This window comes from Arthrobacter sp. SLBN-53, assembly GCF_006715585.1.
GTDB lineage: Bacteria > Actinomycetota > Actinomycetes > Mycobacteriales > Mycobacteriaceae > Mycobacterium > Mycobacterium neoaurum_A.
In genome coordinates this window covers 2,051,245-2,074,628 of sequence record NZ_VFNN01000001.1, presented here as the reverse complement: position 1 = coordinate 2,074,628, position 23,384 = coordinate 2,051,245, and the positions used below count along the sequence as shown (strand labels likewise).

The window sequence follows — 23,384 nt, the reverse complement described above, 5'->3', positions numbered from 1 at the left end:
CCGGGCTCATGGTCATTGGTTTTCTCCGAGGATGAGGCCGACGACATAGGTGAGTCGGTCGGCGATCTGGTGGTAGGTGAAGGCGCCGCTGCCTGCGTTGACAAGCGCGCCGAAGAACGTCATCTCCAGGGCTGAGACGATCCGGGGATCGGCGTCGGGGCCGACCGCCGAGCGGATGCGCTTGTGGATCTCGGTACCGATGCGGTCGCGGACGGTGCGGACCGCGGGATCGCTGCTGCCGCTCAGCAGGGCGGTGGTGCAGGCGGCGGCCAGATCGGGCTCGTCGGCGACGACGAGGGTCAGGGCGCGCACTGCCTTGTCGACCCTGGTGCTCATGGCGTCGTTGACATCGGTGAAATAGGGCACCTGCTTGACGAGGTCGAGGTACACCTCGGCGATCAGATGGTTCTTCGACGAGAAGTAGGTGTACGCCGTCGCCGGGGCGACCTTGGCCCGCGCGGCGACCGCACGCACCGTCAGGTCGGCATAGGAAGTCTCGCGCAGCATCTCCATCCCGGCCGTCATGACCTTGCGAAAGGTCTCTTCCTGGCGGCGGTTGCGCGTCGTCTCCGCCGGACCGCCGCTCGCGCTGTCTGTGACAGTCACCACCGAATCGCTGGACACATGTCCAAGTTATCCGACGGGGCGGCCGGTGGGCAAGCTCTGGAACGAAATATGCACTACAAGACCGTTTATCGCGGTCGGCCTGACCCACCTTTGGTGACCGGTCTTGCCACCGTCGCGGCCGTGCGGCTATGGTTCGGTGAAATGTTGCCGGACAGTTGTCCAGGAAATCGCTAGGAGTGGGATGTCGATTCTGGCCGATCGCGAAAGCCGATTGCTCATCGACGGCAAGCTCGTCGCCGGCAGCGGCGGGACCTTCGAGACGGTCAACCCGGCCACCGAGGAGGTGCTGGGTGTCGCCGCCAACGCCGACGAGTCCGATATGGAAGCGGCGATCGGCGCCGCGCGCGTCGCCTTCGACGAGACCGATTGGTCGACCAACACCGAGCTGCGGGTGCGCTGCCTGCGCCAGCTGCGAGAGGCGTTGCAGGCCAACATCGAAGACCTGCGGGAGCTGACGATCTCCGAGGTGGGTGCGCCGCGGATGCTGACCGCCGGTGCCCAACTGGAGGGTCCCGTCGACGATCTGGCCTTCTCGGCCGATACGGCGGCGGGCTATCAGTGGCGCACCGATCTCGGGCACGCCACCCCGCAGGGCATGCCGACCAACCGCGTGGTGGCCCGCGAGGCCATCGGTGTCGTCGGCGCCATCACCCCGTGGAACTTCCCGCATCAGATCAACCTCGCCAAGATCGGACCCGCGCTGGCCGCGGGGAACACGCTGATCCTCAAGCCGGCACCGGACACCCCGTGGGCGGCTGCGGTGCTCGGCGAGATCATCACCGAGCACACCGATTTCCCGGCCGGTGTCATCAATATCGTCACCTCCGACGATCACGGGGTGGGGGCGTTGCTGTCGAAGGATCCGCGGGTGGACATGGTGTCGTTCACCGGCTCGACCAACACCGGTCGCGCCGTGATGACCGATGCCGCGGTCACCATCAAGAAGGTGTTCTTGGAACTCGGCGGGAAGTCCGCGTTCGTGGTGCTCGACGACGCCGATCTGGCCGGCGCGTGCTCGATGGCGGCCTTCACCGTGGCCATGCACGCCGGGCAGGGGTGCGCGATCACCACCCGCCTTGTCGTGCCGCGCGCGAAGTACGACGAGGCCGTCGAGGCGGCGGCCGCGACGTTGGGTGGGATCAAGCCGGGGGACCCGAACAGCAAGCGCACCGTCTGCGGACCCGTGATCTCGGCGCGTCAGCGCGACCGAATCCAGGGCTACCTGGATTCGGCGATCGCCGAGGGCGGCCGGTTCGCCTGCGGCGGAGGCCGCCCCGCGGATCTGGATCGCGGCTTCTTCATCGAGCCGACCGTCATTGCCGGACTGGACAACTCGGCGAAGGTATCCCGCGAGGAGATCTTCGGACCGGTGCTGACGGTGATCGCCCACGACGGTGACGATGACGCGGTGCGCATCGCCAACGACTCGCCCTACGGGCTCTCGGGCACCGTCTTCTCCGGAGACGACGCCCGCGCGCAGGCGGTCGCCGCACGGCTGCGGGTCGGCACCGTCAACGTCAACGGCGGTGTCTGGTACTCCGCGGACGCCCCGTTCGGCGGTTATAAGCAGTCCGGGATCGGCCGCGAGATGGGCGTGGCCGGTTTCGAGGAGTACCTGGAGACCAAGCTCATCGCCACGCTCGCCACCTGAGGTCGACTGGCCACTTACTACACGCAATAACGGTCATACCGTGCAATAACTGGCCACTCGGCCGAGAGGAAGAACATGTACGCGGAATTCAAGGACAAGGTCGGCATCGTCACCGGCGCCGGCGGCGGTATCGGCCAGGCCTACGCCGAGGCGCTGGCCCGCGAGGGCGCGGCCGTCGTGGTCGCCGATATCAACCTCGAGGGTGCCCAGAAGGTGGCCGACGGGATCAAGGGTGAGGGCGGTAACGCGCTGGCGGTGCGGGTCGACGTGTCCGATCCCGAATCGGCACGGGACATGGCGGCGCAAACGCTCTCGGAATTCGGTGGGATCGACTACCTGGTCAACAACGCCGCCATCTTCGGTGGCATGAAGCTCGACTTCCTGGTGACCGTGGACCCGGAGTACTACAAGAAGTTCATGAGCGTGAACCTCGACGGTGCGCTGTGGTGCACCCGTGCGGTGTACAAGAAGATGGCCAAGCGCGGCGGCGGCGCGATCGTCAACCAGTCCTCCACGGCGGCTTGGATGTACGCGAACTTCTACGGTTTGGCCAAGGTCGGTGTCAACGGCCTGACCCAGCAGCTCTCCCGTGAGCTTGGCGGGCAGAACATCCGCATCAACGCCATCGCGCCCGGGCCGATCGACACCGAGGCCAACCGCACCACCACCCCGCAGGAGATGGTCGCCGATATCGTCAAGGGCATCCCGCTGTCCCGGATGGGGCAGCCCGAGGACTTGGTCGGCATGTGCCTTTTCCTGTTGTCGGATCAGGCGAAGTGGATCACCGGGCAGATCTTCAACGTCGACGGCGGACAGATCATCCGCTCATGAAGCTCGGTTACATCGGCCTGGGCAACCAGGGTGCGCCGATGGCCAAGCGACTCGTCGACTGGCCGGACGGGCTGATCGTCTTCGACGTGCGCACCGAGGCGATGACGCCGCTGGTGGAACTCGGCGCGCAACTCGCCGATGACGTCGCTGCAGTCTCAGCGGCCGACGTGATCAGCGTGACGGTGCTCAACGACGCCCAGGTGCGCGACGTGGTCGCCGAACTGGGTGAGCACGCCGCACCCGGCACCGTCATCGCCATCCACTCCACGATCGAGCCGGGTACCGCACCCGAGCTGGCCGAACGACTGGCCCCCAAGGGGATCCATATCGTCGACGCCCCGGTCAGCGGGGGAGCCGGGGCAGCGGACAAGGGCGAGCTGGCGGTGATGGTCGGTGCCTCCGAGGAGGCCTATGCCGCGGTCAAGCCCGTCTTCAAGAAGTGGGCCTCGTTGGTCGTGCGCGCCGGTGAGCCCGGCGCGGGCACCCGGATGAAGCTGGCGCGCAACATGTTGACCTTCATCGGCTTCGCCGCCTCGTGCGAGGCGATGGCGCTGGCCGAGGCGTCCGGCATCGACCTGCAGAAGCTGGGTCGGGTGGTCCGCCACTCTGATGCCCAGAGCGGTGGGCCCGGGGCGATCATCCTGCGCGATGACACCGCACCGCTGGAGCCCGACCATTGGCTGTTCGACATGTTCACCCACACCCGAGGTCTCGGCGAGAAGGATCTGTCGCTGGCGCTCGGGCTCGGTGACGCGGTGGGAGTAGAACTTCCGTTGGCGCAGGTGGCGTTGGAGACCCTGGCCGACGGACTCGGAGTGCCACACACGAAGGAGCAGTGAGGATGACCGACCGCCGCCAGCAGGGCCTGCAGAAGATGAACGAGGTCTACGGCTGGGAGATGCCCGATATCCAGGGTGATCCGTATTTCGACCTGACCGTCGAGCACCTCTTCGGTGACATCTGGACCAGGCCGGGTCTGTCGATGCGGGACAAGCGATTGCTGACCCTGGCGGCGGTGACCGCGGTGGGGAACTCCGATCTGGCCGAGATCCAGATCAACGCGGCCCTGCACAATGAGGAACTCACTGCCGAGGAACTCAAGGAGGTGGCCGTGTTCATCACGCACTACCTGGGATTCCCGCTCGGTTCCAAGCTCGACGGCGCCGTCGGCAAGGTGGTGCGGCAACGCCGCAAGGCCGCCGAGAAGGCCCAGGGCACGGGCGCGGAGGACAAGCGCGCCAATGTCGATGCCGCGCTGCGGATGCATTCCGGGAAGTCGCTCGATGACCAGTAGGTATGCCGCGCTCTCGCGCGACGAGCTGGCCACTCTGGTACCCGAGTTACTGCTGATCGGGCAGCTGATCGATCGCTCCGGAATGGCCTGGTGCATAAGCAGTTTCGGTCGGGAAGAGATGCTGCAGATCGCCATCGAGGAGTGGGCGGCGTCGAGTCCGCTATACACCCGGCGGATGCAGAAGGCGCTCAAGTACGAGGGTGTCGACATCTTCACCCTGTTCAAGGGGTTGCAGCTGGACATCGGTGCCCCGCCGCAGTTCATGGATTTCCGCTATGTCGTGCACGACCGTTGGCATGGTGAGTTCTACCTCGATCACTGCGGGGCGCTGCTGGACGTCGAGCCGATGGGCCCCGATTACGTCAAGGGGATGTGCCACGACATCGAGGACCCGACCTTCGATGCCACCGCGTTGGCCACCAACCGCAAGGCTCAGGTCCGGCCGATCCATCGGCCGCCGCGCGCCCCGGCCGACCAGCACCCGCACTGCCGGTGGACGGTCATCATCGACGAGTCCTACCCCGAGGTTCCGTTCATCCCCGAGATGGACATCGTCGCCGCGACCCACGCGCACGCATGTGAACTGGACCCGATCGATCCCGACGACGACGGTGCGAGCGACTATTCCGGTGAGCTGCTCGCCGACGTCGACTTCGCCGCGTTCTCCCATTCGGCGCTGGTGCGGATCGCCGACGAGGTGTGTCTGCAGATGCACCTACTGGTCAAGTCGTTCCAGATCGCCGTGGAGAAGCGGGCCGGTGCGGACACCGAGCTGGCCCGCTCGATCCGCACCAAGCAGCTCATCGGCATCGCGGGTGTGGCGGCCGAACGCATCCACAGGGCGCTGAAGCTGCCGACGACCACCGCCGGCGCCCTGCGGGTGCTGGAACTTCACCCGCTGCTGAATCCCGCCGCCTATGTGTCGGCCGATATCGACCCGGGCTTCGTGCATGTGCGCCGGTCCCCGGCGTATGAGGACGGGGCCTGGATTTCCCTGGTCTCGCCGGTCGCCGACGCCCCGCTGCAGGCCATCGTCGCTGCCGTCGACCCGCACCTGCGCGCCGAGGTGGCAGGTACCGAATCGGACTGGACGGTGCGGGTGATCGAGACCGACACGGCGGCCAAGAAACTGCCCGAGGTCGAGGTGTGCGAGTTCAGTCACGGCGCGTCCTGGGTGTTCGAGGAGCGTAAGTCGCTGCCGCTCACCGTGGTCTGACCGCGATTTGTGGAGCCGCACCCGCGATGAGTACGGCCGGGACTCCACAAATCGCAGGGGGTCAGGGTCGCAGCGCCGGGGCGACCCAGCGTCGCAGGTAGGCACGCAACTGCTCACCGGTGCGTGGCGGCCGCCCCGGGTCGACGACGAACGACTGGATGATGCGCAGCAGGTGCTCGGCGAGCTCGTCGAGATCGTCGTCGGCGAAACCGGCTGCGGCCCAGTCGACATCGAAGCGCCGAACGACCGACTGGGCGAACTGCAGGCCGATATCGGAGGTCACCGACCCACTGAGCGATGGCGATCGCTCGGGGGTCAGCAGCAGTCCGATGTGTTTGTCCTTGGGCAGCCATTCCAATGCCGTCGCGATGGCCTCGGTCGCGGCGTCGGCGGGATCGGTGATGCCCTGGATGTGGGTGGCCAGCCGCTCCAGGAAATCTCCTGCGGCCACCACACCGGCCTGCATCAGCAGCGCATCGGTGCTCGGGAAGTAGCGGTACACGGTCTGGCGGGTGACCCCGAGGGTTCTGGCCACATCGGCGATGGAGAAATCGGCGCCGCGTTCGTCGATCGCCCGGCCCGCGGCCGCCAGGATGCGGGCGACGGCCTCCTCGTCACTGGCCGGCGCCGCACCCGACCACCCGTGGGTTCGCACGCGCAGAATTGTAGCGATCAGGTGTAGGAAACCTGCAGTTCCTTCACGCCGTTGATCCAGCCGGATCGAAGGCGCTGCGGCTCAGCCAGTTTGGAGATGTCCGGGATCTGGTTGGCGATCTCGTTGAACATCAGCTTGATCTCCATGCGGGCCAGGTTGGCGCCGATGCAGAAATGTGCGCCGTTGCCACCGAAGGCCAGATGCGGATTCGGGTTGCGCAGGATGTCGAACCGGAACGGGTCGGTGAACACGGATTCGTCGTAGTTTGCCGAGCTGTAGAACAGCCCGACCCGCTGTCCTTGCTTGATGGTGACCCCGCCGATCTCGGTGTCTTCCAGCGCGGTGCGCTGGAAGCAGTGCACCGGGCTCGCCCACCGGATGATCTCCTCGATGGCGGTATCGGGGCGCTCACGCTTGAAAAGTTCCCATTGATCCGGGTTTTCGAGGAAGGCGTTCATCCCGTGGGTCATCGCATTGCGGGTGGTCTCGTTGCCTGCCACGGCCAGCAGGATGACGAAGAAGGCGAACTCCACCTCGGTGATGCCCTCTTCTCCGCCCAGATCGGCCTGGACCAGGCGGGTGACGATGTCATCGGCCGGGCACTTCCGGCGTTGTTCGGCCATGTTGTAGGCGTAACCCATCAGCTCCGCGTTGGCGGTTGTCGGGTCGCTGTCGAAGTCGGGGTCGTCGGTGTTCATGATGCAGTTCGACCAATGGAAAATCTTCTCCCGATCCTGTTCGGGCACCCCGATCAGATCGGCGATGGCCTGCAGCGGTAGCGGCATCGCCACGTCATCGACGAAATTGCCCGAGCCGCGTTCGGCGGCCCGTGCCACGATCTCGCGCGCCGCCACCGCCAGCTTCTCCTCAAGGGCAGCCACCGAGCGCGGGGTGAACAGGCGCGAGACCAGCTTGCGTAACCGGGTGTGCTCCGGTGCGTCGTGGTTGATCAGCAGGGCCTTGGTCAGGTCGAGTTGGTCGGCGGTGATGCCATCGGGCAGCCGCATGACCGCTCCCTTGGCATTGGTGGACCAGATGTCGCCGGAGTTGCGGGAGATGGTCTTGACGTCTTCGTGCCTGCTGATCACCCAATAGCCGCCGTCATCGAAGATCGACTCACCCTGGGCGTTCCACCAGATCGGCGCGGTCTTGCGCAGGTGGGCGAACTCCGTGACCGGAAGCCCCTGCAGCAGCACCTCTGGGTCGGTGAAGTCGTACCCCGCACCGAACGGACACGCATCCAACGTCGTCATCGACAGCCTCGTTTCTGTGACCTACCGCACTCGCCGACATTGACCATACATGTCAATGTCAAGTGTATGGCCGCGGTCCCGGCGCGCGGGCGGTCGCGATGCGGATAGGCTTGTCGTCCGTGCGCGTCCTCGTCATCGGATCCGGAGCCCGTGAACACGCCCTGCTGCTCGCGCTGCGGCGCGACCCGCAGGTCGATTGGTTGGGGGTGGCCCCGGGTAACGCCGGCACCTCCGCCTTGGCCGAGCAGTGCGACCTCGACATCACCTCAGGCCCCGCCGTGGTGGCGCTGGCCCGCAAGGTGGACGCCGACCTGGTGGTGATCGGTCCGGAGGTCCCACTGGTACTGGGCGTGGCCGACGCGCTGCGCGCCGCCGGGGTCGCCTGCTTCGGGCCGTCCAAGGATGCCGCCCGCATCGAGGGGTCCAAGGCCTTCGCCAAGGACGTCATGACCGCCGCCGGCGTGCGCACCGCGGCGAGCGAGATCGTCGACAACCCCGCCAACCTGGACGCGGCATTGGACCGGTTCGGCCCGCCCGCAGGCCAGGCCGCCTGGGTGGTCAAGGACGACGGGCTGGCCGCGGGCAAGGGTGTGGTCGTCACGGCGGACCGGGATGCCGCCCGGGCGCATGCCGCCGCCCTGCTGGACTCCGGTCACCCCGTGCTGCTCGAATCGTTCCTGGACGGCCCCGAGGTGTCGCTGTTCTGCGTCGTCGACGGCGAGACTGTCGTGCCGCTGCTGCCCGCTCAGGACTTCAAGCGCGTCGGCGACAACGACAGCGGCCCCAACACCGGCGGCATGGGTGCCTACACCCCGCTGCCCTGGCTGCCGGCCGAGGTGGTCACCCAGATCGTCGACGAGATCGTCAAACCTGTTGCCGCCGAGATGGTCTCGCGTGGTAGCTCATTCTCCGGACTGCTCTATGCGGGTCTGGCGATCACGTCCACGGGCCCGTCCGTGGTGGAGTTCAACTGCCGGTTCGGCGATCCGGAAACCCAGGCGGTGCTGGCGCTGCTGGAGTCCCCGCTGGGCGGATTGCTGCAGGCGGCCGCCACCGGCACGTTGGCCTCCTTCGGTGAGCTGCAGTGGCGCGACGGTGCGGCCGTCACGGTGGTGATCGCCGCCGAGAACTATCCCGGCCGCCCCCGTACCGGTGATGTGATCGTCGGTGCGGAGGCGCCGGGAGTGCTGCACGCCGGTACCGCCCGCCGCGAGGACGGTGCCGTGGTCTCCGCCGGCGGGCGGGTGTTGTCGGTCGTGGGAACCGGCGACAACCTGGATGCCGCGCGCGCCGCGGCCTATGCGCTGATCGGCTCGATCAAGTTGCCCGGCAGCCACTTTCGTACCGACATCGGGCTTGCGGCGGCCGAGGGCAAGATCAGCCTCTGACCAACAGCGGTGCCAGCCAAGAGATTTCGGCAGGCAACTGCTCGCTCCAGAATCCGCCGTCATGACCGCCCGGGGAGAACCCGCCGGCAGGCGGGCTGGGTAGCCCGGCGATGAACTGCCGCGTCGCCGAGGCGAACGGGTCGCTGTTGCCGCAGTCGATGCGCAGCGGAATCTGCCCGAGTGCGGGCAGGCCCCATACGCTGTTGGCCTCGTAGTCGGCGGCATCGTCGAAGGCGCCCGGTGCAGCAGCCCCCGGCGATGTCCACAGCGCGGGACTCACCGCGCAGATGGCCGCGGTGCGGGCCGGTCCCAGCCGCGCTCCGAGCAGCAGCGCCCCGTAACCACCCATCGACCAGCCGATGAATCCGACGCGCGAGGTGTCCAGGCCCTGGTCGGTGAGCATCGGCAGTAGCTCGTCGAGGACCATCGACCCGGCATCGTCGCCGGAAGCCCGTTTGTGCCAGTATCCGCCGCCACCGTCGACCGCGACCACCGCGAACGGTGGCAGGCCCCCCGCCACCGCCTCGGCCAGGCCCTGTTCTACACCGCCGGCCATCACCGTTGCGGCATCACTGCCCTTGCCGTGCAAGGCGATCACCGGTCGCAGCGGTGCCGTTTGGCCCGGCGGCCGTGCGATCGCCCAGTTGGTCGCGAGCCCGCCGCGGGCGGCCGAACGGAACGAACCCGACTGGTATGTCGGTGCCGGTTGCGCGTGTGCGACAGGCGCGGACGCGGATCCCACTGCGTAACCGGCGAGAGCGCCCAGACCCATCCGTAACAGGGCGCGGCGATTCGGTGCGGGCATGTGCGACATCCTGCCATCGGCGTTTGATCTTGGTCACGCGGCGATACATGTGTAACGCCGTAATGATTGCCGAAAAACCCCATGCAACTGGGATTTCGCTGGCACGATGCAATGCGTGACGGCGGCGGTGACCCCCAAGGGAGAGCGACGGCGGGGCGCTCTGGTCAGCGCCGCCGCCGATCTGCTCTGCGAGGGTGGCATCGACGCGGTTCGCCACCGTGCGGTCGCCGCTCGCGCCGGGTTGCCACTGGCATCGACCACCTACTATTTCTCGTCGCTGGAGGACCTCATCGCCAAGGCGGTGGAGTACGTGGGGATGCGAGAGGCCGAGCAACTCCGTGCGCAGGTCGCCACCCTTTCGCGGCGCCGGCGCGGAGCCGAGTCGACGGCGGATCTGCTGGTGGACCTGCTGGTGGGTGACGCCCCGGGTGCGCGTATGCCCGAGCAACTGATCTCGCGCTACGAACGTCTCATCGCCTGTGCGCGGCAGCCGGAACTACGCGATATCCAACGCCGCATCCTGCGGCAGCGCACCGATGCGGTGGTCGAAGTCGTCGAGCGGTCGGGCCGTGCGGTGCGCAGCGAGCTCGTCACCGCCCTGGTGTGCGCGGTGGACGGAGCTGTGGTTGCCTCATTGGTGGATGAAGGGGAGGGTCCCCGCGCAACCGCACGAGCGACGTTGATCGATGTGATCGATGTGCTCGCGCCGGTCGACGACCGGGTCGCGCACGTCTGAGGCCAGTGAGGGGGCGGCAGTGCCAGAGCCGAAAACCAACGACGAACCGCAGCTGCGAAGGGTCATGGGGCCCGGGCTGCTGTTGTTGTTCATCGTCGGCGACATCCTGGGCACCGGGGTCTACGCGCTCACCGGTCAGGTCGCGGGCGAGGTCGGTGGCGCGGCATGGCTGCCATTCCTGATCGCCTTCCTGATCGCGACCGTCACCGCCTTCTCCTACCTGGAGCTGGTCACCAAGTATCCGCAGGCGGCCGGCGCAGCCCTGTACGCGCACAAGGCTTTCGGCATCCACTTCGTCACCTTCCTCGTCGCCTTCGTGGTGATGTGTTCGGGCATCACCTCGGCGTCCACGGCATCGCAGGCCTTCGCCTCCAACTTCGTCAAGGGTTTCGGGCTGGACTGGGGCAAGTTCGGTATCGCCGTGATCGCGTTGGCGTTCATGGCGATTCTGGCGGCGATCAACTTCCGCGGCGTCAGCGAGAGCGTCAAGTTGAACGTGGTGCTCACGATCGTCGAGATCACCGGCCTCGGCGTGGTGATCCTGGTCGGGCTGTGGGCCTTCACCCAGGGCGGCGACGTCGACTTCTCCCGGGTGACCGTGTTCGAAAGCGAAGGCGACCGAAGCACATTCGTCGCCGTGACGGCCGCGACCTCGCTCGCGTTCTTCGCCATGGTCGGCTTCGAGGACTCGGTGAACATGGCCGAGGAGACCAAGGACCCGGTCCGCATCTTTCCCAAGGTCCTGCTCACCGGGCTGGGTATCGCCGGCGTCGTGTACGTGCTGGTATCGATCATCGCGGTCGCCCTGGTGCCGATCGGTGATCTCAAGGAGAGCTCCACCCCGCTGGTCGACGTCGTCGAGGCCGCCGCACCCGGCCTGCCCATCGACACGCTGTTCCCGTTCATCACGATGTTCGCCGTCTCCAACACCGCACTGATCAACATGCTGATGGCCAGCCGGCTCATCTACGGCATGGCGCGCCAGCATGTGCTGCCGCCGGTGTTCGGCAGGGTGCACCGCACCCGCCACACCCCGTACGTCGCCATCGCCTTCACCACCGTGATCGCATTCGGCCTGATCTTCTACGTGTCCGCCTTCGCCAGCAGCAAGGCCATCTCGATCCTGGGCGGCACGACGTCACTGCTGCTGCTGGCGGTCTTCACGATCGTCAACATCGCGGTACTGGTGCTGCGCCGGGATGTGAAGGCCGACGGGGCGCATTTCCGGACGCCGACGGTGCTGCCGGTCATCGGGGCGCTGGCCTCGGCCTATCTGGTCACCCCGTTGTCCGGGCGGCCGGCCCAGCAGTATCTGCTGGCGGGTCTGCTCGTCGTCACCGGTGTCGTCCTCTACGGCGTGACCACACTGATCAATCGGCAGCTGGGGATCCGCGGTGAGGGCATCACCGATCCGAGCCATCTCGAGGACGCACCCTAAGCTGTGTGTCCGTGACGATCCCGAATGTTCTGGCCAACCGCTATGCAAGCGCCGAGATGGCCGATATCTGGTCGCCGGAGAACAAGATCATCGCCGAGCGCAAGCTCTGGCTGGCCGTTCTTCGCGCCCAGTCCGAGCTGGGCATTCCGCTCCCCGACGGGGTCGTCGAGGACTACGAGCGGGTGATCGGAACCGTCGATCTGGGCTCCATCGCGGCGCGTGAGCGGGTGACCCGCCACGATGTGAAGGCCCGGATCGAGGAGTTCAACGCCCTGGCGGGCCACGAGCATGTGCACAAGGGCATGACCAGCCGCGACCTGACCGAGAACGTCGAGCAGCTGCAGATCCGGCAATCGTTGGAACTGGTGTTCACCCACGGTGTCGCGGTCGTCGCGCGGCTGGCCGAGCGGGCGGTGCTCTACCGCGATGTGGTGATGGCCGGGCGCAGTCACAACGTCGCCGCCCAGGCGACCACCTTGGGTAAGCGATTCGCCTCGGCCGCCGAGGAGACGCTGGTGGCGCTGACGCGGCTGCGTGAATTGATCGACCGGTACCCGCTGCGCGGGGTGAAGGGCCCGATGGGCACGGCCCAGGACATGCTCGATCTGTTCGGTGGCGACGCGGGCAAACTTGCCGAGCTGGAACGCCGGGTTGCCGAGTTCCTGGGCTTCACCGATGTTTTCACCAGCGTCGGACAGGTGTACCCACGGTCGCTGGACCACGATGTGGTCTCGGCCCTCGTCCAGCTCGGCGCGGGACCGTCCTCGTTCGCGCACACCATCCGCCTGATGGCCGGCCACGAACTGGTGACCGAGGGATTCGCGCCGGGGCAGGTCGGGTCCTCGGCCATGCCACACAAGATGAACACCCGCTCCTGCGAACGCGTGAACGGGCTGCAGGTGGTCTTGCGCGGTTATGCGTCGATGGCCGCCGAACTGGCCGGCGCGCAGTGGAACGAGGGTGACGTGTTCTGCTCGGTGGTACGCCGGGTGGCACTGCCGGACGCCTTCTTCGCCATCGACGGACAGACCGAGACGTTCCTGACCGTGCTGGACGAGTTCGGTGCCTATCCGGCCGTCATCCAGCGCGAACTCGACCGCTACCTGCCGTTCCTGGCCACCACCCGAATCCTGATCGCGGCGGTGCGCGCCGGCGTCGGCCGCGAAACCGCGCACGAGGTCATCAAGGAGCACGCGGTGGCCGTCGCGCTGGCCATGCGCGAGAAGGGTGCCGAACCCGATCTGCTGGACCGGCTGGCCGCCGATCCGCGGCTGCCGCTGGACCGGATCGCCCTCGATGACGCACTGGCCGACAAGGCGGCGTTCACCGGCGCCGCCGGTGACCAGGTCGACGGTGTCGTGGCCGCCGTCGGGGAACTGATCGGCCGCTATCCCGACGCGGCGAAGTACACCTCGGGCGCCATTCTGTGACACTGGCCGACCTCACCGATCTGGACAATTTCGCGCAGGGATTCCCGCACGAACTGTTCGCGCTACATCGTCGTGAGGCCCCGGTCTACTGGCACGAACCGACCTTGCACACCCCCGACGGCGAGGGCTTCTGGTCGGTGGCAACCTACGCCGAAACCCTTGCCGTACTGCGTGATCCGCAGACCTACTCCTCGGTGACCGGAGGTACGCGCCGCTACGGGGGAACGCTGTTACAGGATCTCGCGGTTGCCGGTCAGGTGCTCAACATGATGGACGACCCGCGCCACGCCCAAATCCGGCGACTGGTCAGCTCCGGGCTGACCCCGCGGATGATCACCCGCGTCGAAGAGGATCTGCGGGCCCGTGCCCGCACCCTGCTGGATGCGGTCATCCCGGGCGAGCCGCTGGATTTCCTGGTCGATGTGGCCGCCGAACTGCCGATGCAGATGATCTGCATCCTGTTGGGGGTACCCGATTCCGAACGGCACTGGTTGTTCGAGGCGATCGAACCGCAGTTCGACTTCGGCAAGGCGCGAAGCGCGGCGGTGGGGCAGCTGAGCGCCGAAGAGGCCGGTTCGCGGATGTACAGCTACGGGATGGAGTTGATCGCCGCCAAACGGGCCACCCCGACCGACGACATGCTCTCGGTGGTGGCCAACGCCGAGCTGGACGACTCGCTCGCTCCCCTTTCCGAGGTCGAGCTCTACCTGTTCTTCAGCCTGCTTTTCAGTGCCGGTGCGGAGACCACCCGCAACGCCGTCGCGGGCGGTCTGCTGGCGCTCATCGAGCATCCCGAACAGTTCGATCTGCTGCGCGGCGACCTGTCGCTGTTGCCGTCGGCCATCGAGGAGATGGTGCGCTGGACCACCCCGTCGCCGTCTAAGCGACGCACCGCCACGACCGCGGCGACACTGGGCGGATGCCGGATCGAACCCGGGCAGAAGGTGCAGATCTGGGAGGGTTCGGCCAATCGTGACCCGGCGGTGTTCGTCGACCCCGACAGGTTCGACATCACCCGGAAACCGAACCCGCACTTGGGCTTCGGTCAGGGCGTCCACTATTGCCTGGGAGCCAACCTGGCCCGCCTCGAGCTGCGGGTGCTGTTCGAGGAACTGCTTGCCCGGTTCGGCGCGGCTCGCTTGGGCGCGCCGGTCGAATGGACCCGCAGCAACCGGCACACCGGGATGCGGCACATGTACGTCGAGTTCGGCTGATCGTTACCCTCGCAGATATGGTTTCGAGCCCCGACGATCACCTCCGCGTCTCCGATGCCGACCGGTCCCGGGTGAACGGACTGCTCGAACGTGCCGTGTCCGAGGGCATGCTGACCCTCGACGAGTTCGCCGACCGGACGGATTCGGTGTTGGCCGCCCGCACGCGCGGGGAACTACGCACCGTGCTCGCCGATCTGCCCGCCCAACAGCTCGGGGTGCCCGCCCGCCCGCAGTTGCCACCCGACCAGTTGCGCGGCTGGATGACATCGATCGACCGTCGGGGGATCTGGACCGTCGCACCGATGCTCGTGCTGCACACCCGGATGTGCAGCACCACCTTGGACTTCACCTCGGCGGTGTTGCCGGGACCGGTGGTTCAGGTGGTCATCGACGACTACTGCAGCTCCACCGAGCTCATCCTGCCCACGGGCGCCACCGCGGATGTCAACGGTGTCGACGCGTTGATGGGCAGCTCGACGGTCAAGGTGCGGGGCACACCGCCCTCGGATCAGCTGCACGTCATCGTGCGCGGCCGCATCCGACTGGGCTCGGTGACCGTGCGGCATCCGTTCGGGAGTTGGCTGCGCCGACTCGGCGGCGGAGGCTGATTCGCCTAGGTTAGGCTGGCCTAATGCTGCGTGTCACGGCCATGCTGGCCACCCTCGTCCTGGCCGTCGGCGTCCTCGCAGGATGCGCGAGCAACGAGCCTGCCGATCCCGGGGCCGCCGGGGACGCCGTCACCATCTCGCACAAGTTCGGCGAGACGACGGTGCCTGCCAATCCGCGCAACATCGTCACGATGGGCTGGAACGACCAGGACTTCGTGCTGGCCCTGGGCGTCGTCCCGGTGGGGACCCGCGCCTGGTACGACAACTACAACGACTTCCCCTGGGTCAAGGCCGAGACCGACGGTAAGGGCGTGCCGGTCATCGAGGGCGACACCATCAACTTCGAGGCCGTCGCCGCCGCCAAGCCCGACGTCATCTTCGCCATCTACGAGACCATCGACCAGAAGACCTACGACCAGCTGTCCCAGATCGCGCCGACGGTGATCCAGTCCGCCGATTACCCGGACGAGGAAACCCCATGGGACGTGCAGCTTCTGACCACCGGCAAGGCGCTGGGCAAGGAGCAGCGGGCCAAGGAACTCGTCGACCAGGTCGACGCCAAGATCGCGCAGGCCACCAGCGATCATCCGGACTTCGCGGGCAAGACCCTGGTCGCCGATTTCAGCTCCGAGGTCGACGCGCCCTACCTGATCGGCAAGGGTGACCCGCGCCGCGCCCTGTTCGACGAGCTCGGGTTCGGCGCGCAGGACACCGTCGGTGAGGTCTCCCAGGAGAAGCTGAGCCTGCTCGAGGGTGACGTGCTGTTCGTCAACGGGGTCACCAAGCAGCAGCTGGCGGGGTCACCGGCATTCCAGCGACTGGCCGTGGTGCGCGAGGACCGCACCCTCTACGCCGGATCGGAGTCGACCCTCAGCGGCGCCCTGGCCTACGGCGGGCCCAACGCCCTGCTCTACGCCATCGACCTGCTGGTTCCGCAGTTGAGCAACGCCGTGGCCGGCAGGCCGGTCGCCGACCTGTCGGACTCCTAGCGACGGCGGGCGCGGTCGCGCGGCGAGGCCCGCGGAACCACCAGTGGTGTGCCGGTTTCCGGATCGTCGATGATCTGGCATTTCATGCCGTAGACATCCTCGACGAGGTCTGCGGTGATCACCCGCGCCGGCTCGCCCTGGGCGACGATGCGGCCGGCCTTCATCGCGATGATCTGATCGGCGAAGCGGCACGCATGGTTGAGATCGTGCAGCACCGCGACGATGGTGCGGCCCTGGGTGTCGTTGAGTTCGGCGAACAGGTCCAGCAATTCGATCTGGTGGGCGATGTCGAGGAACGTGGTCGGCTCGTCCAGCAGGATCAGCGGGGTCTGCTGGGCCAGCACCATCGCCACCCAGACCCGTTGCCGCTGACCGCCGGACAACTCGTCGACGGCCCGTCCGGAAAGGGCCGTCACACCGGTGGCCGCCATCGCCTCGGCCACCGACACCTCGTCGTCGCGGGTGAACTGCCGAAGCGCCCGCTGATGCGGGAATCGGCCCCGGGCAACCAGATCGGCGACCGTGATGCCCTCCGGCGCGATCGAGGACTGCGGGAGCAGGCCCAGCTTGCGGGCGACATCCTTGGTGCGCAGCGAGCTGATATCGGCACCATCGAGGAGCACCTGCCCCCCGGCGGGGCGCAGCAGCCGGGCCAGTCCGCGCAGCAGTGTCGACTTCCCGCAGGCGTTGGGCCCCACGATCGCGGTGATGGCACCCTCGGCGATCTCGGCGTTCAAACCGGCCACGATCGGGGTGTCCGAGTAGCCCAGTGTCAGGTCCTGCGCGCGCAACGTTGCCATGTTCTCCCTATCGCCGTGCCTGAATGATCAACAGCCAGACCAGATACAACCCGCCGGCCACCACCGTGACCGCCCCCACCGGAAGCTCGGCGGGGGCGAAGATGCGCAGCGCGATCAGATCGCTGGCGAGCAGCAGGACGGCGCCCATCACCGCCGAGGACACCAGTCCGACCCCGGGCGTCGCGGTCAACCGGCGAACCAGCTGTGGGGCGGCCAGCGCGACGAACGAGATCGGCCCGGCGGCCGCCGTCGCCACCGCGATCAACACCACCCCGGCCCCGAAGTAGGCCAACCTGGCGCGTTCCGGGCTGATCCCGAGCGCGCCCGCCACGTCGTCACCCATCTGCAGCACCTGCAGTTGCGGGCCGATGGCCACGACGCCGAGCAGCGCGATCGCCACGCAGACCAGCACCGGGCCCACCTGCTCCCACCGCAGGCCGTTGAGCGTGCCCTGCTGCCAGATGGCCGCCGTCACCGCCTGGTGCAGCTTGAGCTTGAGGATGATCCATTGGTTCAGCGAGCTGAGCACGGCGCTGACCGCGATACCGACGATGATCAGCCGGAAACCGGCGATGCCGTTGCGGTAGGCCAGCAGATAGACCGCCACCGCGGTCAGCAGACCGCCGATCACCGCACCGCCGGCGGTGAGGTAGTAGCCGCCACCGAAGACGGCGATCGCGACCAACGCGCCGGTGTAGGAACCGAACCCGAATCCGATGACATCGGGACTGCCCAGCGGATTGCGCGTCAGGGCCTGGAAGATCGCGCCGGAAACCCCCAGCGCCGCGCCGATGACCAGGGCCGCGACGATGCGCGGCATGCGCCACTGCAGCACCACGACGCTGGTGAAGCTGCGATCGGAACCGGTGAGCACGGCGACGACCTCGGCGGGGGAGACCGGGTACTCACCGACGCCGAGGGCCAGCACCGCCAACACCAGCGCGGCGGCGCCCAGCGCGGACAGCACCGCGATGCTGCGCCACGATGCCCGCAACGCCACCGCGGTGCCGCGCCGCAGCACCAGCTGCGGGCGGCCGAAATCGATACTCACAGGGCGCTCGCCCGGGTGCGGCGCACCAGCCAGATCAGGACCGGGGCGCCGAGGAAGGCGGTGACGATGCCGGCCGGTAGCTCGCCGGGTGGCACCACCACGCGCCCGACGATATCGGCGGCCAGCAGCAGCGCGGGCCCGGCGACCACACAGAAGGCGCAGATCCACCGCCAGTCCGGGCCGGTGAACCAGCGCACCGCATGGGGGACCATCAACCCGACGAAGCCGATCGGACCGGCTGCGGCGGTCGCCGCCCCGGCCAGCAGCGTCACCGCGACCAGTCCGAGCGCCCGGGTCCGCGCGATGTTGCCGCCCATGGCGACGGCCAGATCGTCACCGAGGGCGATCGCATTGAGTCCGCGGCTGACGTAGAAGCACAACATCGCGCCCACCACGATGAACGGCGTCACCACCCAGATGGCGTCCAGTCCGCGGCCGTCGAGCGCGCCCGCATCCCAGAATCGCATGGAGTCGAAGGCCCGCGGGTTCTGCAGTCGGATGGTGAAGGAGACGCCGTCGGCCACCGCACCCACCGCGACGCCGGCCAACAGCATCCGCACCGGGGTCACGACGGCGCGACCGGCGGTCCCGACCAGGTAGACCAGCACCATGGCGACCGCCGCGCCGAGGAAGGCGAACCAGACGTAGGTCAGCAGCGAACTCATGTGCAGGAACGCGATCGCCGCGACGACGAACAATCCGGCGACGGCATCGATGCCCAGGATCTGGCTGTCCGCCAATGGATTACGCGTCAGTCCCTGGATCAAGGCCCCGGACAGACCGAGCGCGATGCCCACCACGATGCCCAGCACGGTCCGCGGGATGCGCAGGTCGTGCACGATCCACTGATTGCCGGTGTCGGTGTAATCGGTCACGGCCTGCCATACCGTCGAGAGCGCGACGCTCTCGGTGCCGATCGCCAGGCTGAGCACGCACATCAGCCCCAGCATCGCGATGGCCAGGACCAGACCGGCGGGCCGGCGGTCGCGCACGCTGACTGCGACGGCCGACGACATAAGGGCACGCTAACTCACCGTCCGGTGGCCGTGCGGGCCCACCTCCCTACAGGCGAACGCCCGCCGCGTGCAGTTCGAGCAACGCCAGACCACGGATGGCGGGGCGGTCGTCACGACGCCACGCACCGATCGGATCGGGATCCACCGCCGTCAGCTTCGCCAGCGGGCGGTTGGCCAGCGCCCGCATGGCCAACAGTTCCTGCCCGGCATGCGTGGAGGCCAGCGTGAGCACCGTCAACTTGCGGCGGAAGAACCGAATCCGCAGGTAGAGCCACGGCATGGCCACCGCGAGGATCGGTGTCGCCGCCACCGCGACCGCCAGCACCCAGGCCAGCCAGGTTGCCGTGGAATCGAGATTCTGACCGGCACCGGCAATCTCGGCGGCGGCATCGGCGGCGGCCCGCAGCGGGCCGCTCAACCCGTTGCCGATGAGCGGCACACCGTCGACGCTGTTGCCGGCGGAGTCCAGGCTGCCGGACACACCGTCGGCGCCGTCGTGCACCTGACGGCCCACCTCGGCGATGGTGGCCACGGCGGCGTACACCGCGCTGCCCACCAGCACCCAGATCACGGTCCATCCGATGACGACGACATCGCTGACGATCTGGGCCAGCAACCGGCCGGGCTTGGTGGCATAGGGCAGGTACCGCAGTCTCATGGAATTGATCCCAGCACATAGGGTGGGCCAATGCGCCCAGCTCTGACCGACTACCAGCACCTGGCCAGCGGCAAGGTACGCGAGTTGTACCGCATCGACGCCGACCACCTGCTGTTCGTCGCCTCTGACCGCATCTCGGCGTTCGACCACATCCTGGACACCGAGATTCCGGACAAGGGCCGGATCCTCACCGCGATGAGCGTCTTCTTCTTCGACCACCTCGCCGTGCCCAATCACCTGGCCGGACCGCCGGATGACGAGCGCATCCCCCAGGAGGTGCTGGGCCGCGCCCTGGTGGTCCGCGCATTGGAGATGCTGCCGGTGGAGTGTGTGGCGCGCGGCTACCTGACCGGTTCGGGGCTGCTGGACTACCAGCGCTCGGGGTCGGTATGCGGGATCGCGCTGCCCACCGGTCTGGTCGAGGCCAGCAAGTTCGCCGAGCCGTTGTTCACCCCGGCGACCAAGGCCGAGATCGGCGCACACGACGAGAACGTCTCCTTCGACGCGGTCGTCGAGCTGGTGGGCGCGCAGCGCGCCGACCGGCTGCGTGAGGCGACACTGAACATCTACAGCCGCGCCGCCGAGCACGCGTTGAGCAAGGGTATCATCCTCGCCGACACCAAGTTCGAGTTCGGCATCTCCACCAGTGGGGACACCGCCGGTGAACTGGTGCTCGCCGACGAGGTGCTGACCCCGGACTCGTCTCGGTACTGGCCCGCGGACTCCTACCAGGAGGGCGTGGTGCAGCCCAGCTATGACAAGCAGTTCGTCCGCAACTGGCTGACCGGGCCGGACTCGGGGTGGGACCGCGGCGGTGACGCGCCACCGCCGCCGCTGCCCGCCGAGATCGCGGCCGCCACCCGGGCCCGCTATATCGAGGCCTACGAGAGGATTTCGGGTTTGAGTTTCTCCGATTGGATTGGCGCATGAGCGACGCTCGCGGAGCGAATCAACAGCCGATGAGCGACGCTCGCGGAGCGAATCAGCAGCCGGCGAGCGACGCTCGCGACCTCTCCGCCGCCCCGGCCCCGGTGGCCAAGCGGGTCGAGCACCGCCGCGAGCACCACGGGGATGTGTTCATCGATCCCTACGAATGGTTGCGCGACAAGGACAACCCAGAGGTCATCGCGCACCTGGAGGCCGAGAACGCACACACCGAGGCGGCCACCGCTGTGCTGGCGCCGCTGCGGCAGCGGATCTTCGACGAGATCAAGGCGCGCACCAAGGAGACCGATCTCTCCATCCCGACCAGGCGCGGCAACTGGTGGTACTACGCGCGCAGCTTCGAGGGCAAGCAGTACGGCGTGCACTGCCGTTGCCCGATCAGCGATCCGGATGACTGGACGCCCCCCGAACTCGACGAGAACACCGCCGTCGCCGGTGAGCAGATCCTGCTCGACGAGAACGTCGAGGCCGAAGGGCACGAGTTCTTCTCCCTCGGCGCGGTCAGCGTCAGCGTCGACGGCAACATCCTGGCCTACTCGGTGGACGTCAAGGGTGACGAGCGATATACCCTGCGGTTCAAGGACTTACGTACCAACCAGCTCTATGAGGACACCATCGTCGGTATCGGCTCCGGGGCGACCTGGGGTGCGGACAACCAGTCGGTGTACTACGTCACCGTCGATGACGCATGGCGTCCGGACACCGTGTGGCGGCACCGCCTCGGCTCCGGGTTGCCCGCCCAGAAGGTGTATCACGAGGCAGACGAACGGTATTGGCTCGGCGTCGGGCGCACCCGCAGCGACAAGTACGTCATCATCGCCGCGGGCAGTGCGATCACCACCGAGATCCGCTACGCCGATGCCGCCGATCCGGAAGCGCCGTTCACGGTCGTCCTGCCGCGGCGCGATGGCGTGGAGTACTCCGTCGAGCACGCGGTGGTCGGCGGTGAGGATCGCTTCCTGATCCTGCACAACGACGGCGCGGTCAACTTCACCCTCGTCGACGCACCGGTCAGCGACCCGACGGCGTTCAGGACGCTGATCGAGCACCGCGACGATGTCCGCCTCGACGGGGTCGACGCGTTCGCGACGCATCTGGTGGTCAGCTACCGCCGCGAGGCGCTACCCCGTATTCAGCTGTGGCCCATCGGATCCGACGGCTCCTATGGAACGCCGACCGAGATCGCGTTCGAGTCCGAGCTGATGTCGGCGGGGCTGGGTGGCAACCCCAACTGGTCCTCGCCGAAGCTGCGGGTCGGCGCGGTGTCCTGGGTGATCCCGGTGCGCATCTACGATCTGGATCTGGTCACCGGCGAGCGGACGCTGCTGCGCGAGCAACCCGTGCTGGGCGATTACCGGCCGGAGGATTACGTCGAACGCCGCGATTGGGCCGTCGCCGCCGACGGTGCGCGGATCCCGATCTCGATCGTGCACCGGGCCGGCTTGGCTTTCCCCGCGCCGACGCTGCTGTACGGGTACGGCGCCTACGAATCCTGCGAGGACCCGCGGTTTTCCATCGCGCGGCTGTCCCTGCTGGACCGCGGCATGGTGTTCGCCGTCGCGCATGTCCGCGGCGGCGGCGAGTTGGGGCGGCCCTGGTACGAGGACGGCAAGCTGCTCAAGAAGACCAATTCGTTCACCGACTTCGTCGCCGTCGCCGAGCACCTGATCACCACCGACCTGACCCGGCCCACCAATCTGGTCGCACTCGGCGGCAGCGCCGGTGGTCTGCTGGTCGGTGCGGTGCTCAACATCGCCCCGCACCTGTTCGCCGGGGTGCTGGCTCAGGTGCCGTTCGTCGACCCGCTGACCACCATCTTGGATCCGTCCCTGCCGCTGACCGTCACCGAATGGGACGAATGGGGAAACCCGCTGGCGGACAAGGATGTCTACGAGTACATGAAGGCGTACTCGCCGTACGAGAACGTCGCGTCCCTGGACTACCCGGCTGTGCTCGCGATGACCTCGCTCAACGACACCAGGGTCTACTACACCGAACCGGCCAAGTGGGTCGCCGCCCTGCGTCACGCGCAACTGGCTCCCGATACCGCCAGGGTGCTGCTCAAGACCGAGATGGTCGCCGGGCACGGCGGGATCAGCGGCCGGTACGAGCGCTGGAAGGAAGCGGCCTTCCAGTACGCCTGGATCCTGGCCACCGCCGACCCGCAGAATCACGGGCAGGGACAGGTGCACAGCCTGTTCGGCGGACCCAAACTCTAGCGTCGGGCAGGATCGGCCGCTAGCGTCGAGATGGTGAGCTTGCACAACATCCCGCTGACCATGCTCGACGGCGGTACCGCGACGCTGAGCGAATTGTCCGACGGCGCAACGCTGGTGGTCAACGTCGCCTCCAGATGTGGTCTGACCCCCCAGTACGCCGCCCTGGAGAGGCTGGCGCGCGACTATGCCGCGCGCGGTCTGACCGTGGTCGGCGTGCCGTGCAACCAGTTCATGGGACAGGAGCCCGGCACGGCCGAGGAGATCCAATCCTTCTGCTCCTCGACCTACGGGGTGACCTTCCCGCTGCTGGCCAAGACCGATGTCAACGGTGCCGACCGGCACCCGCTCTACGCGGAGCTCACCAAGTCCGCCGATGCCGAGGGTGCCGCGGGCGATGTCCAGTGGAACTTCGAGAAGTTCCTGATCGGGCCGGACGGCACGGTGGTCAACCGGTTCCGGCCGCGCACCGAACCTGACGACCCGGAGGTGCTCAGCGCCATCGAGGCCGTACTCCCCAGATAGCCAACTGGCGTCCGGGTGTTCGCAACCGTCGCGACATC

23 protein-coding genes are annotated in these 23,384 nt (G+C 67.5%); 15 read left to right on the top strand and 8 right to left on the bottom strand.

What is annotated here, in order from left to right; genetic code table 11:
* Positions 1-12 precede the first annotated feature (12 nt).
* Positions 13-606 carry a TetR family transcriptional regulator gene (locus tag FBY28_RS09830; RefSeq protein ID WP_216847605.1) on the bottom strand — a complete coding sequence of 198 codons (594 nt, stop codon included), beginning with the start codon at positions 604-606 and terminating at the stop codon, positions 13-15.
* 202 nt (positions 607-808) lie between these two features.
* On the opposite strand from FBY28_RS09830, the gene FBY28_RS09825 reads away from it, so the two are divergent.
* The 5 genes from FBY28_RS09825 to FBY28_RS09805 all read left to right on the top strand — a co-directional run bounded on the left by FBY28_RS09825 (position 809) and on the right by FBY28_RS09805 (position 5,619).
* Positions 809-2,278, top strand: a complete 1,470-nt coding sequence (locus tag FBY28_RS09825; protein WP_141866299.1) for an aldehyde dehydrogenase — start codon at positions 809-811, stop codon at positions 2,276-2,278.
* Between the two features lie 75 nt (positions 2,279-2,353).
* Positions 2,354-3,109, top strand: coding sequence for an SDR family oxidoreductase (locus FBY28_RS09820; RefSeq protein ID WP_141866297.1), 756 nt, complete (start codon positions 2,354-2,356; stop codon positions 3,107-3,109).
* Complete coding sequence (locus FBY28_RS09815; RefSeq protein WP_141866295.1) at positions 3,106-3,948, top strand: NAD(P)-dependent oxidoreductase; 843 nt, start codon at positions 3,106-3,108, stop codon at positions 3,946-3,948. The genes FBY28_RS09820 and FBY28_RS09815 overlap by 4 nt, the downstream gene beginning before the upstream one ends.
* Positions 3,949-3,950: 2 nt before the next feature.
* Positions 3,951-4,403, top strand: a complete 453-nt coding sequence (locus FBY28_RS09810; RefSeq protein WP_141866293.1) for a carboxymuconolactone decarboxylase family protein — start codon at positions 3,951-3,953, stop codon at positions 4,401-4,403.
* The gene (locus FBY28_RS09805) at positions 4,393-5,619 is read left to right on the top strand and encodes a hypothetical protein (RefSeq protein WP_141866291.1); all 1,227 of its coding nucleotides are present in this window, start codon (positions 4,393-4,395) and stop codon (positions 5,617-5,619) included. The genes FBY28_RS09810 and FBY28_RS09805 overlap by 11 nt, the downstream gene beginning before the upstream one ends.
* A gap of 61 nt (positions 5,620-5,680) precedes the next feature.
* Here the strand turns inward: FBY28_RS09805 and FBY28_RS09800 are convergent, their stop codons facing one another.
* Together FBY28_RS09800 and FBY28_RS09795 are read right to left on the bottom strand one after the other, a co-directional pair.
* Positions 5,681-6,274: a TetR/AcrR family transcriptional regulator gene (locus FBY28_RS09800; protein ID WP_141866289.1), complete on the bottom strand. Its 594-nt coding sequence runs from the start codon at positions 6,272-6,274 to the stop codon at positions 5,681-5,683.
* A 17-nt stretch (positions 6,275-6,291) separates the two neighbouring features.
* Complete coding sequence (locus FBY28_RS09795) at positions 6,292-7,527, bottom strand: cytochrome P450 (RefSeq protein WP_141866287.1); 1,236 nt, start codon at positions 7,525-7,527, stop codon at positions 6,292-6,294.
* Positions 7,528-7,646: 119 nt separating this feature from the next.
* Between FBY28_RS09795 and purD the strand changes: the two genes are divergently transcribed.
* Positions 7,647-8,915 (top strand): phosphoribosylamine--glycine ligase, encoded by a 1,269-nt coding sequence (gene purD / locus FBY28_RS09790; RefSeq protein WP_141866285.1) that lies wholly within the window; start codon positions 7,647-7,649, stop codon positions 8,913-8,915.
* On the opposite strand, the gene FBY28_RS09785 is transcribed toward purD, so the two are convergent.
* Positions 8,905-9,720, bottom strand: a complete 816-nt coding sequence (locus tag FBY28_RS09785) for an alpha/beta hydrolase (RefSeq protein WP_286177898.1) — start codon at positions 9,718-9,720, stop codon at positions 8,905-8,907. The genes purD and FBY28_RS09785 overlap by 11 nt on opposite strands.
* A gap of 115 nt (positions 9,721-9,835) precedes the next feature.
* Between FBY28_RS09785 and FBY28_RS09780 the strand changes: the two genes are divergently transcribed.
* The 6 genes from FBY28_RS09780 to FBY28_RS09755 all read left to right on the top strand — a co-directional run bounded on the left by FBY28_RS09780 (position 9,836) and on the right by FBY28_RS09755 (position 16,135).
* On the top strand, positions 9,836-10,456 hold the full coding sequence (locus FBY28_RS09780; RefSeq protein ID WP_110807088.1) for a TetR/AcrR family transcriptional regulator: 621 nt from the start codon (positions 9,836-9,838) through the stop codon (positions 10,454-10,456).
* A gap of 64 nt (positions 10,457-10,520) precedes the next feature.
* On the top strand, positions 10,521-11,894 hold the full coding sequence (locus FBY28_RS09775) for an APC family permease (RefSeq protein ID WP_141870146.1): 1,374 nt from the start codon (positions 10,521-10,523) through the stop codon (positions 11,892-11,894).
* Between the two features lie 11 nt (positions 11,895-11,905).
* Entirely contained in the window at positions 11,906-13,324 is a 1,419-nt protein-coding gene (purB, locus tag FBY28_RS09770; protein WP_141866281.1) for an adenylosuccinate lyase, read from the top strand.
* The gene (locus FBY28_RS09765; RefSeq protein ID WP_174241583.1) at positions 13,321-14,538 is read left to right on the top strand and encodes a cytochrome P450; all 1,218 of its coding nucleotides are present in this window, start codon (positions 13,321-13,323) and stop codon (positions 14,536-14,538) included. The genes purB and FBY28_RS09765 overlap by 4 nt, the downstream gene beginning before the upstream one ends.
* Before the next feature lie 17 nt (positions 14,539-14,555).
* Positions 14,556-15,146: a DUF1707 SHOCT-like domain-containing protein gene (locus tag FBY28_RS09760; RefSeq protein ID WP_141866279.1), complete on the top strand. Its 591-nt coding sequence runs from the start codon at positions 14,556-14,558 to the stop codon at positions 15,144-15,146.
* 23 nt (positions 15,147-15,169) lie between these two features.
* Positions 15,170-16,135, top strand: a complete 966-nt coding sequence (locus tag FBY28_RS09755; RefSeq protein ID WP_141866277.1) for an ABC transporter substrate-binding protein — start codon at positions 15,170-15,172, stop codon at positions 16,133-16,135.
* On the opposite strand, the gene FBY28_RS09750 is transcribed toward FBY28_RS09755, so the two are convergent.
* The 4 genes from FBY28_RS09750 to FBY28_RS09735 are packed head-to-tail and all read right to left on the bottom strand — an operon-like array spanning position 16,132 to position 19,660.
* Entirely contained in the window at positions 16,132-16,935 is an 804-nt protein-coding gene (locus FBY28_RS09750; RefSeq protein ID WP_141866275.1) for an ABC transporter ATP-binding protein, read from the bottom strand. The genes FBY28_RS09755 and FBY28_RS09750 overlap by 4 nt on opposite strands.
* Before the next feature lie 7 nt (positions 16,936-16,942).
* A complete protein-coding gene (locus tag FBY28_RS09745; RefSeq protein WP_141866274.1) occupies positions 16,943-17,986 on the bottom strand; it encodes a FecCD family ABC transporter permease in 1,044 nt (347 codons plus the stop codon).
* Complete coding sequence (locus tag FBY28_RS09740) at positions 17,983-19,002, bottom strand: iron chelate uptake ABC transporter family permease subunit (protein ID WP_141866271.1); 1,020 nt, start codon at positions 19,000-19,002, stop codon at positions 17,983-17,985. The genes FBY28_RS09745 and FBY28_RS09740 overlap by 4 nt, the downstream gene beginning before the upstream one ends.
* A 46-nt stretch (positions 19,003-19,048) precedes the next feature.
* Positions 19,049-19,660, bottom strand: a complete 612-nt coding sequence (locus FBY28_RS09735) for a hypothetical protein (RefSeq protein WP_141866269.1) — start codon at positions 19,658-19,660, stop codon at positions 19,049-19,051.
* A 30-nt stretch (positions 19,661-19,690) separates the two neighbouring features.
* Between FBY28_RS09735 and FBY28_RS09730 the strand changes: the two genes are divergently transcribed.
* The 3 genes from FBY28_RS09730 to FBY28_RS09720 are packed head-to-tail and all read left to right on the top strand — an operon-like array spanning position 19,691 to position 23,346.
* Positions 19,691-20,590: a phosphoribosylaminoimidazolesuccinocarboxamide synthase gene (locus tag FBY28_RS09730; protein ID WP_141866267.1), complete on the top strand. Its 900-nt coding sequence runs from the start codon at positions 19,691-19,693 to the stop codon at positions 20,588-20,590.
* A 29-nt stretch (positions 20,591-20,619) separates the two neighbouring features.
* Entirely contained in the window at positions 20,620-22,824 is a 2,205-nt protein-coding gene (locus FBY28_RS09725) for a S9 family peptidase (protein ID WP_216847604.1), read from the top strand.
* Between the two features lie 30 nt (positions 22,825-22,854).
* The gene (locus FBY28_RS09720; protein ID WP_216847603.1) at positions 22,855-23,346 is read left to right on the top strand and encodes a glutathione peroxidase; all 492 of its coding nucleotides are present in this window, start codon (positions 22,855-22,857) and stop codon (positions 23,344-23,346) included.
* The last annotated feature ends 38 nt before the right edge of the window (positions 23,347-23,384 follow it).

What these genes read in the sequence shown, in the direction of transcription:
- FBY28_RS09825 (WP_141866299.1), top strand. Translation starts at nt 809, where the DNA reads ATGTCGATTCTGGCCGATCGCGAAAGCCGATTGCTCATCGACGGCAAG.
- FBY28_RS09820 (WP_141866297.1), top strand. Translation starts at nt 2,354, where the DNA reads ATGTACGCGGAATTCAAGGACAAGGTCGGCATCGTCACCGGCGCCGGC.
- FBY28_RS09815 (WP_141866295.1), top strand. Translation starts at nt 3,106, where the DNA reads ATGAAGCTCGGTTACATCGGCCTGGGCAACCAGGGTGCGCCGATGGCC.
- FBY28_RS09810 (WP_141866293.1), top strand. Translation starts at nt 3,951, where the DNA reads ATGACCGACCGCCGCCAGCAGGGCCTGCAGAAGATGAACGAGGTCTAC.
- FBY28_RS09805 (WP_141866291.1), top strand. Translation starts at nt 4,393, where the DNA reads ATGACCAGTAGGTATGCCGCGCTCTCGCGCGACGAGCTGGCCACTCTG.
- FBY28_RS09795 (WP_141866287.1), bottom strand. Translation starts at nt 7,527, where the DNA reads ATGACGACGTTGGATGCGTGTCCGTTCGGTGCGGGGTACGACTTCACC.
- FBY28_RS09785 (WP_286177898.1), bottom strand. Translation starts at nt 9,720, where the DNA reads ATGCCCGCACCGAATCGCCGCGCCCTGTTACGGATGGGTCTGGGCGCT.
- FBY28_RS09775 (WP_141870146.1), top strand. Translation starts at nt 10,521, where the DNA reads ATGGGGCCCGGGCTGCTGTTGTTGTTCATCGTCGGCGACATCCTGGGC.
- FBY28_RS09760 (WP_141866279.1), top strand. Translation starts at nt 14,556, where the DNA reads ATGGTTTCGAGCCCCGACGATCACCTCCGCGTCTCCGATGCCGACCGG.
- FBY28_RS09755 (WP_141866277.1), top strand. Translation starts at nt 15,170, where the DNA reads ATGCTGCGTGTCACGGCCATGCTGGCCACCCTCGTCCTGGCCGTCGGC.
- FBY28_RS09750 (WP_141866275.1), bottom strand. Translation starts at nt 16,935, where the DNA reads ATGGCAACGTTGCGCGCGCAGGACCTGACACTGGGCTACTCGGACACC.
- FBY28_RS09740 (WP_141866271.1), bottom strand. Translation starts at nt 19,002, where the DNA reads ATGTCGTCGGCCGTCGCAGTCAGCGTGCGCGACCGCCGGCCCGCCGGT.
- FBY28_RS09735 (WP_141866269.1), bottom strand. Translation starts at nt 19,660, where the DNA reads ATGAGACTGCGGTACCTGCCCTATGCCACCAAGCCCGGCCGGTTGCTG.
- FBY28_RS09730 (WP_141866267.1), top strand. Translation starts at nt 19,691, where the DNA reads ATGCGCCCAGCTCTGACCGACTACCAGCACCTGGCCAGCGGCAAGGTA.
- FBY28_RS09725 (WP_216847604.1), top strand. Translation starts at nt 20,620, where the DNA reads ATGAGCGACGCTCGCGGAGCGAATCAGCAGCCGGCGAGCGACGCTCGC.
- FBY28_RS09720 (WP_216847603.1), top strand. Translation starts at nt 22,855, where the DNA reads ATGGTGAGCTTGCACAACATCCCGCTGACCATGCTCGACGGCGGTACC.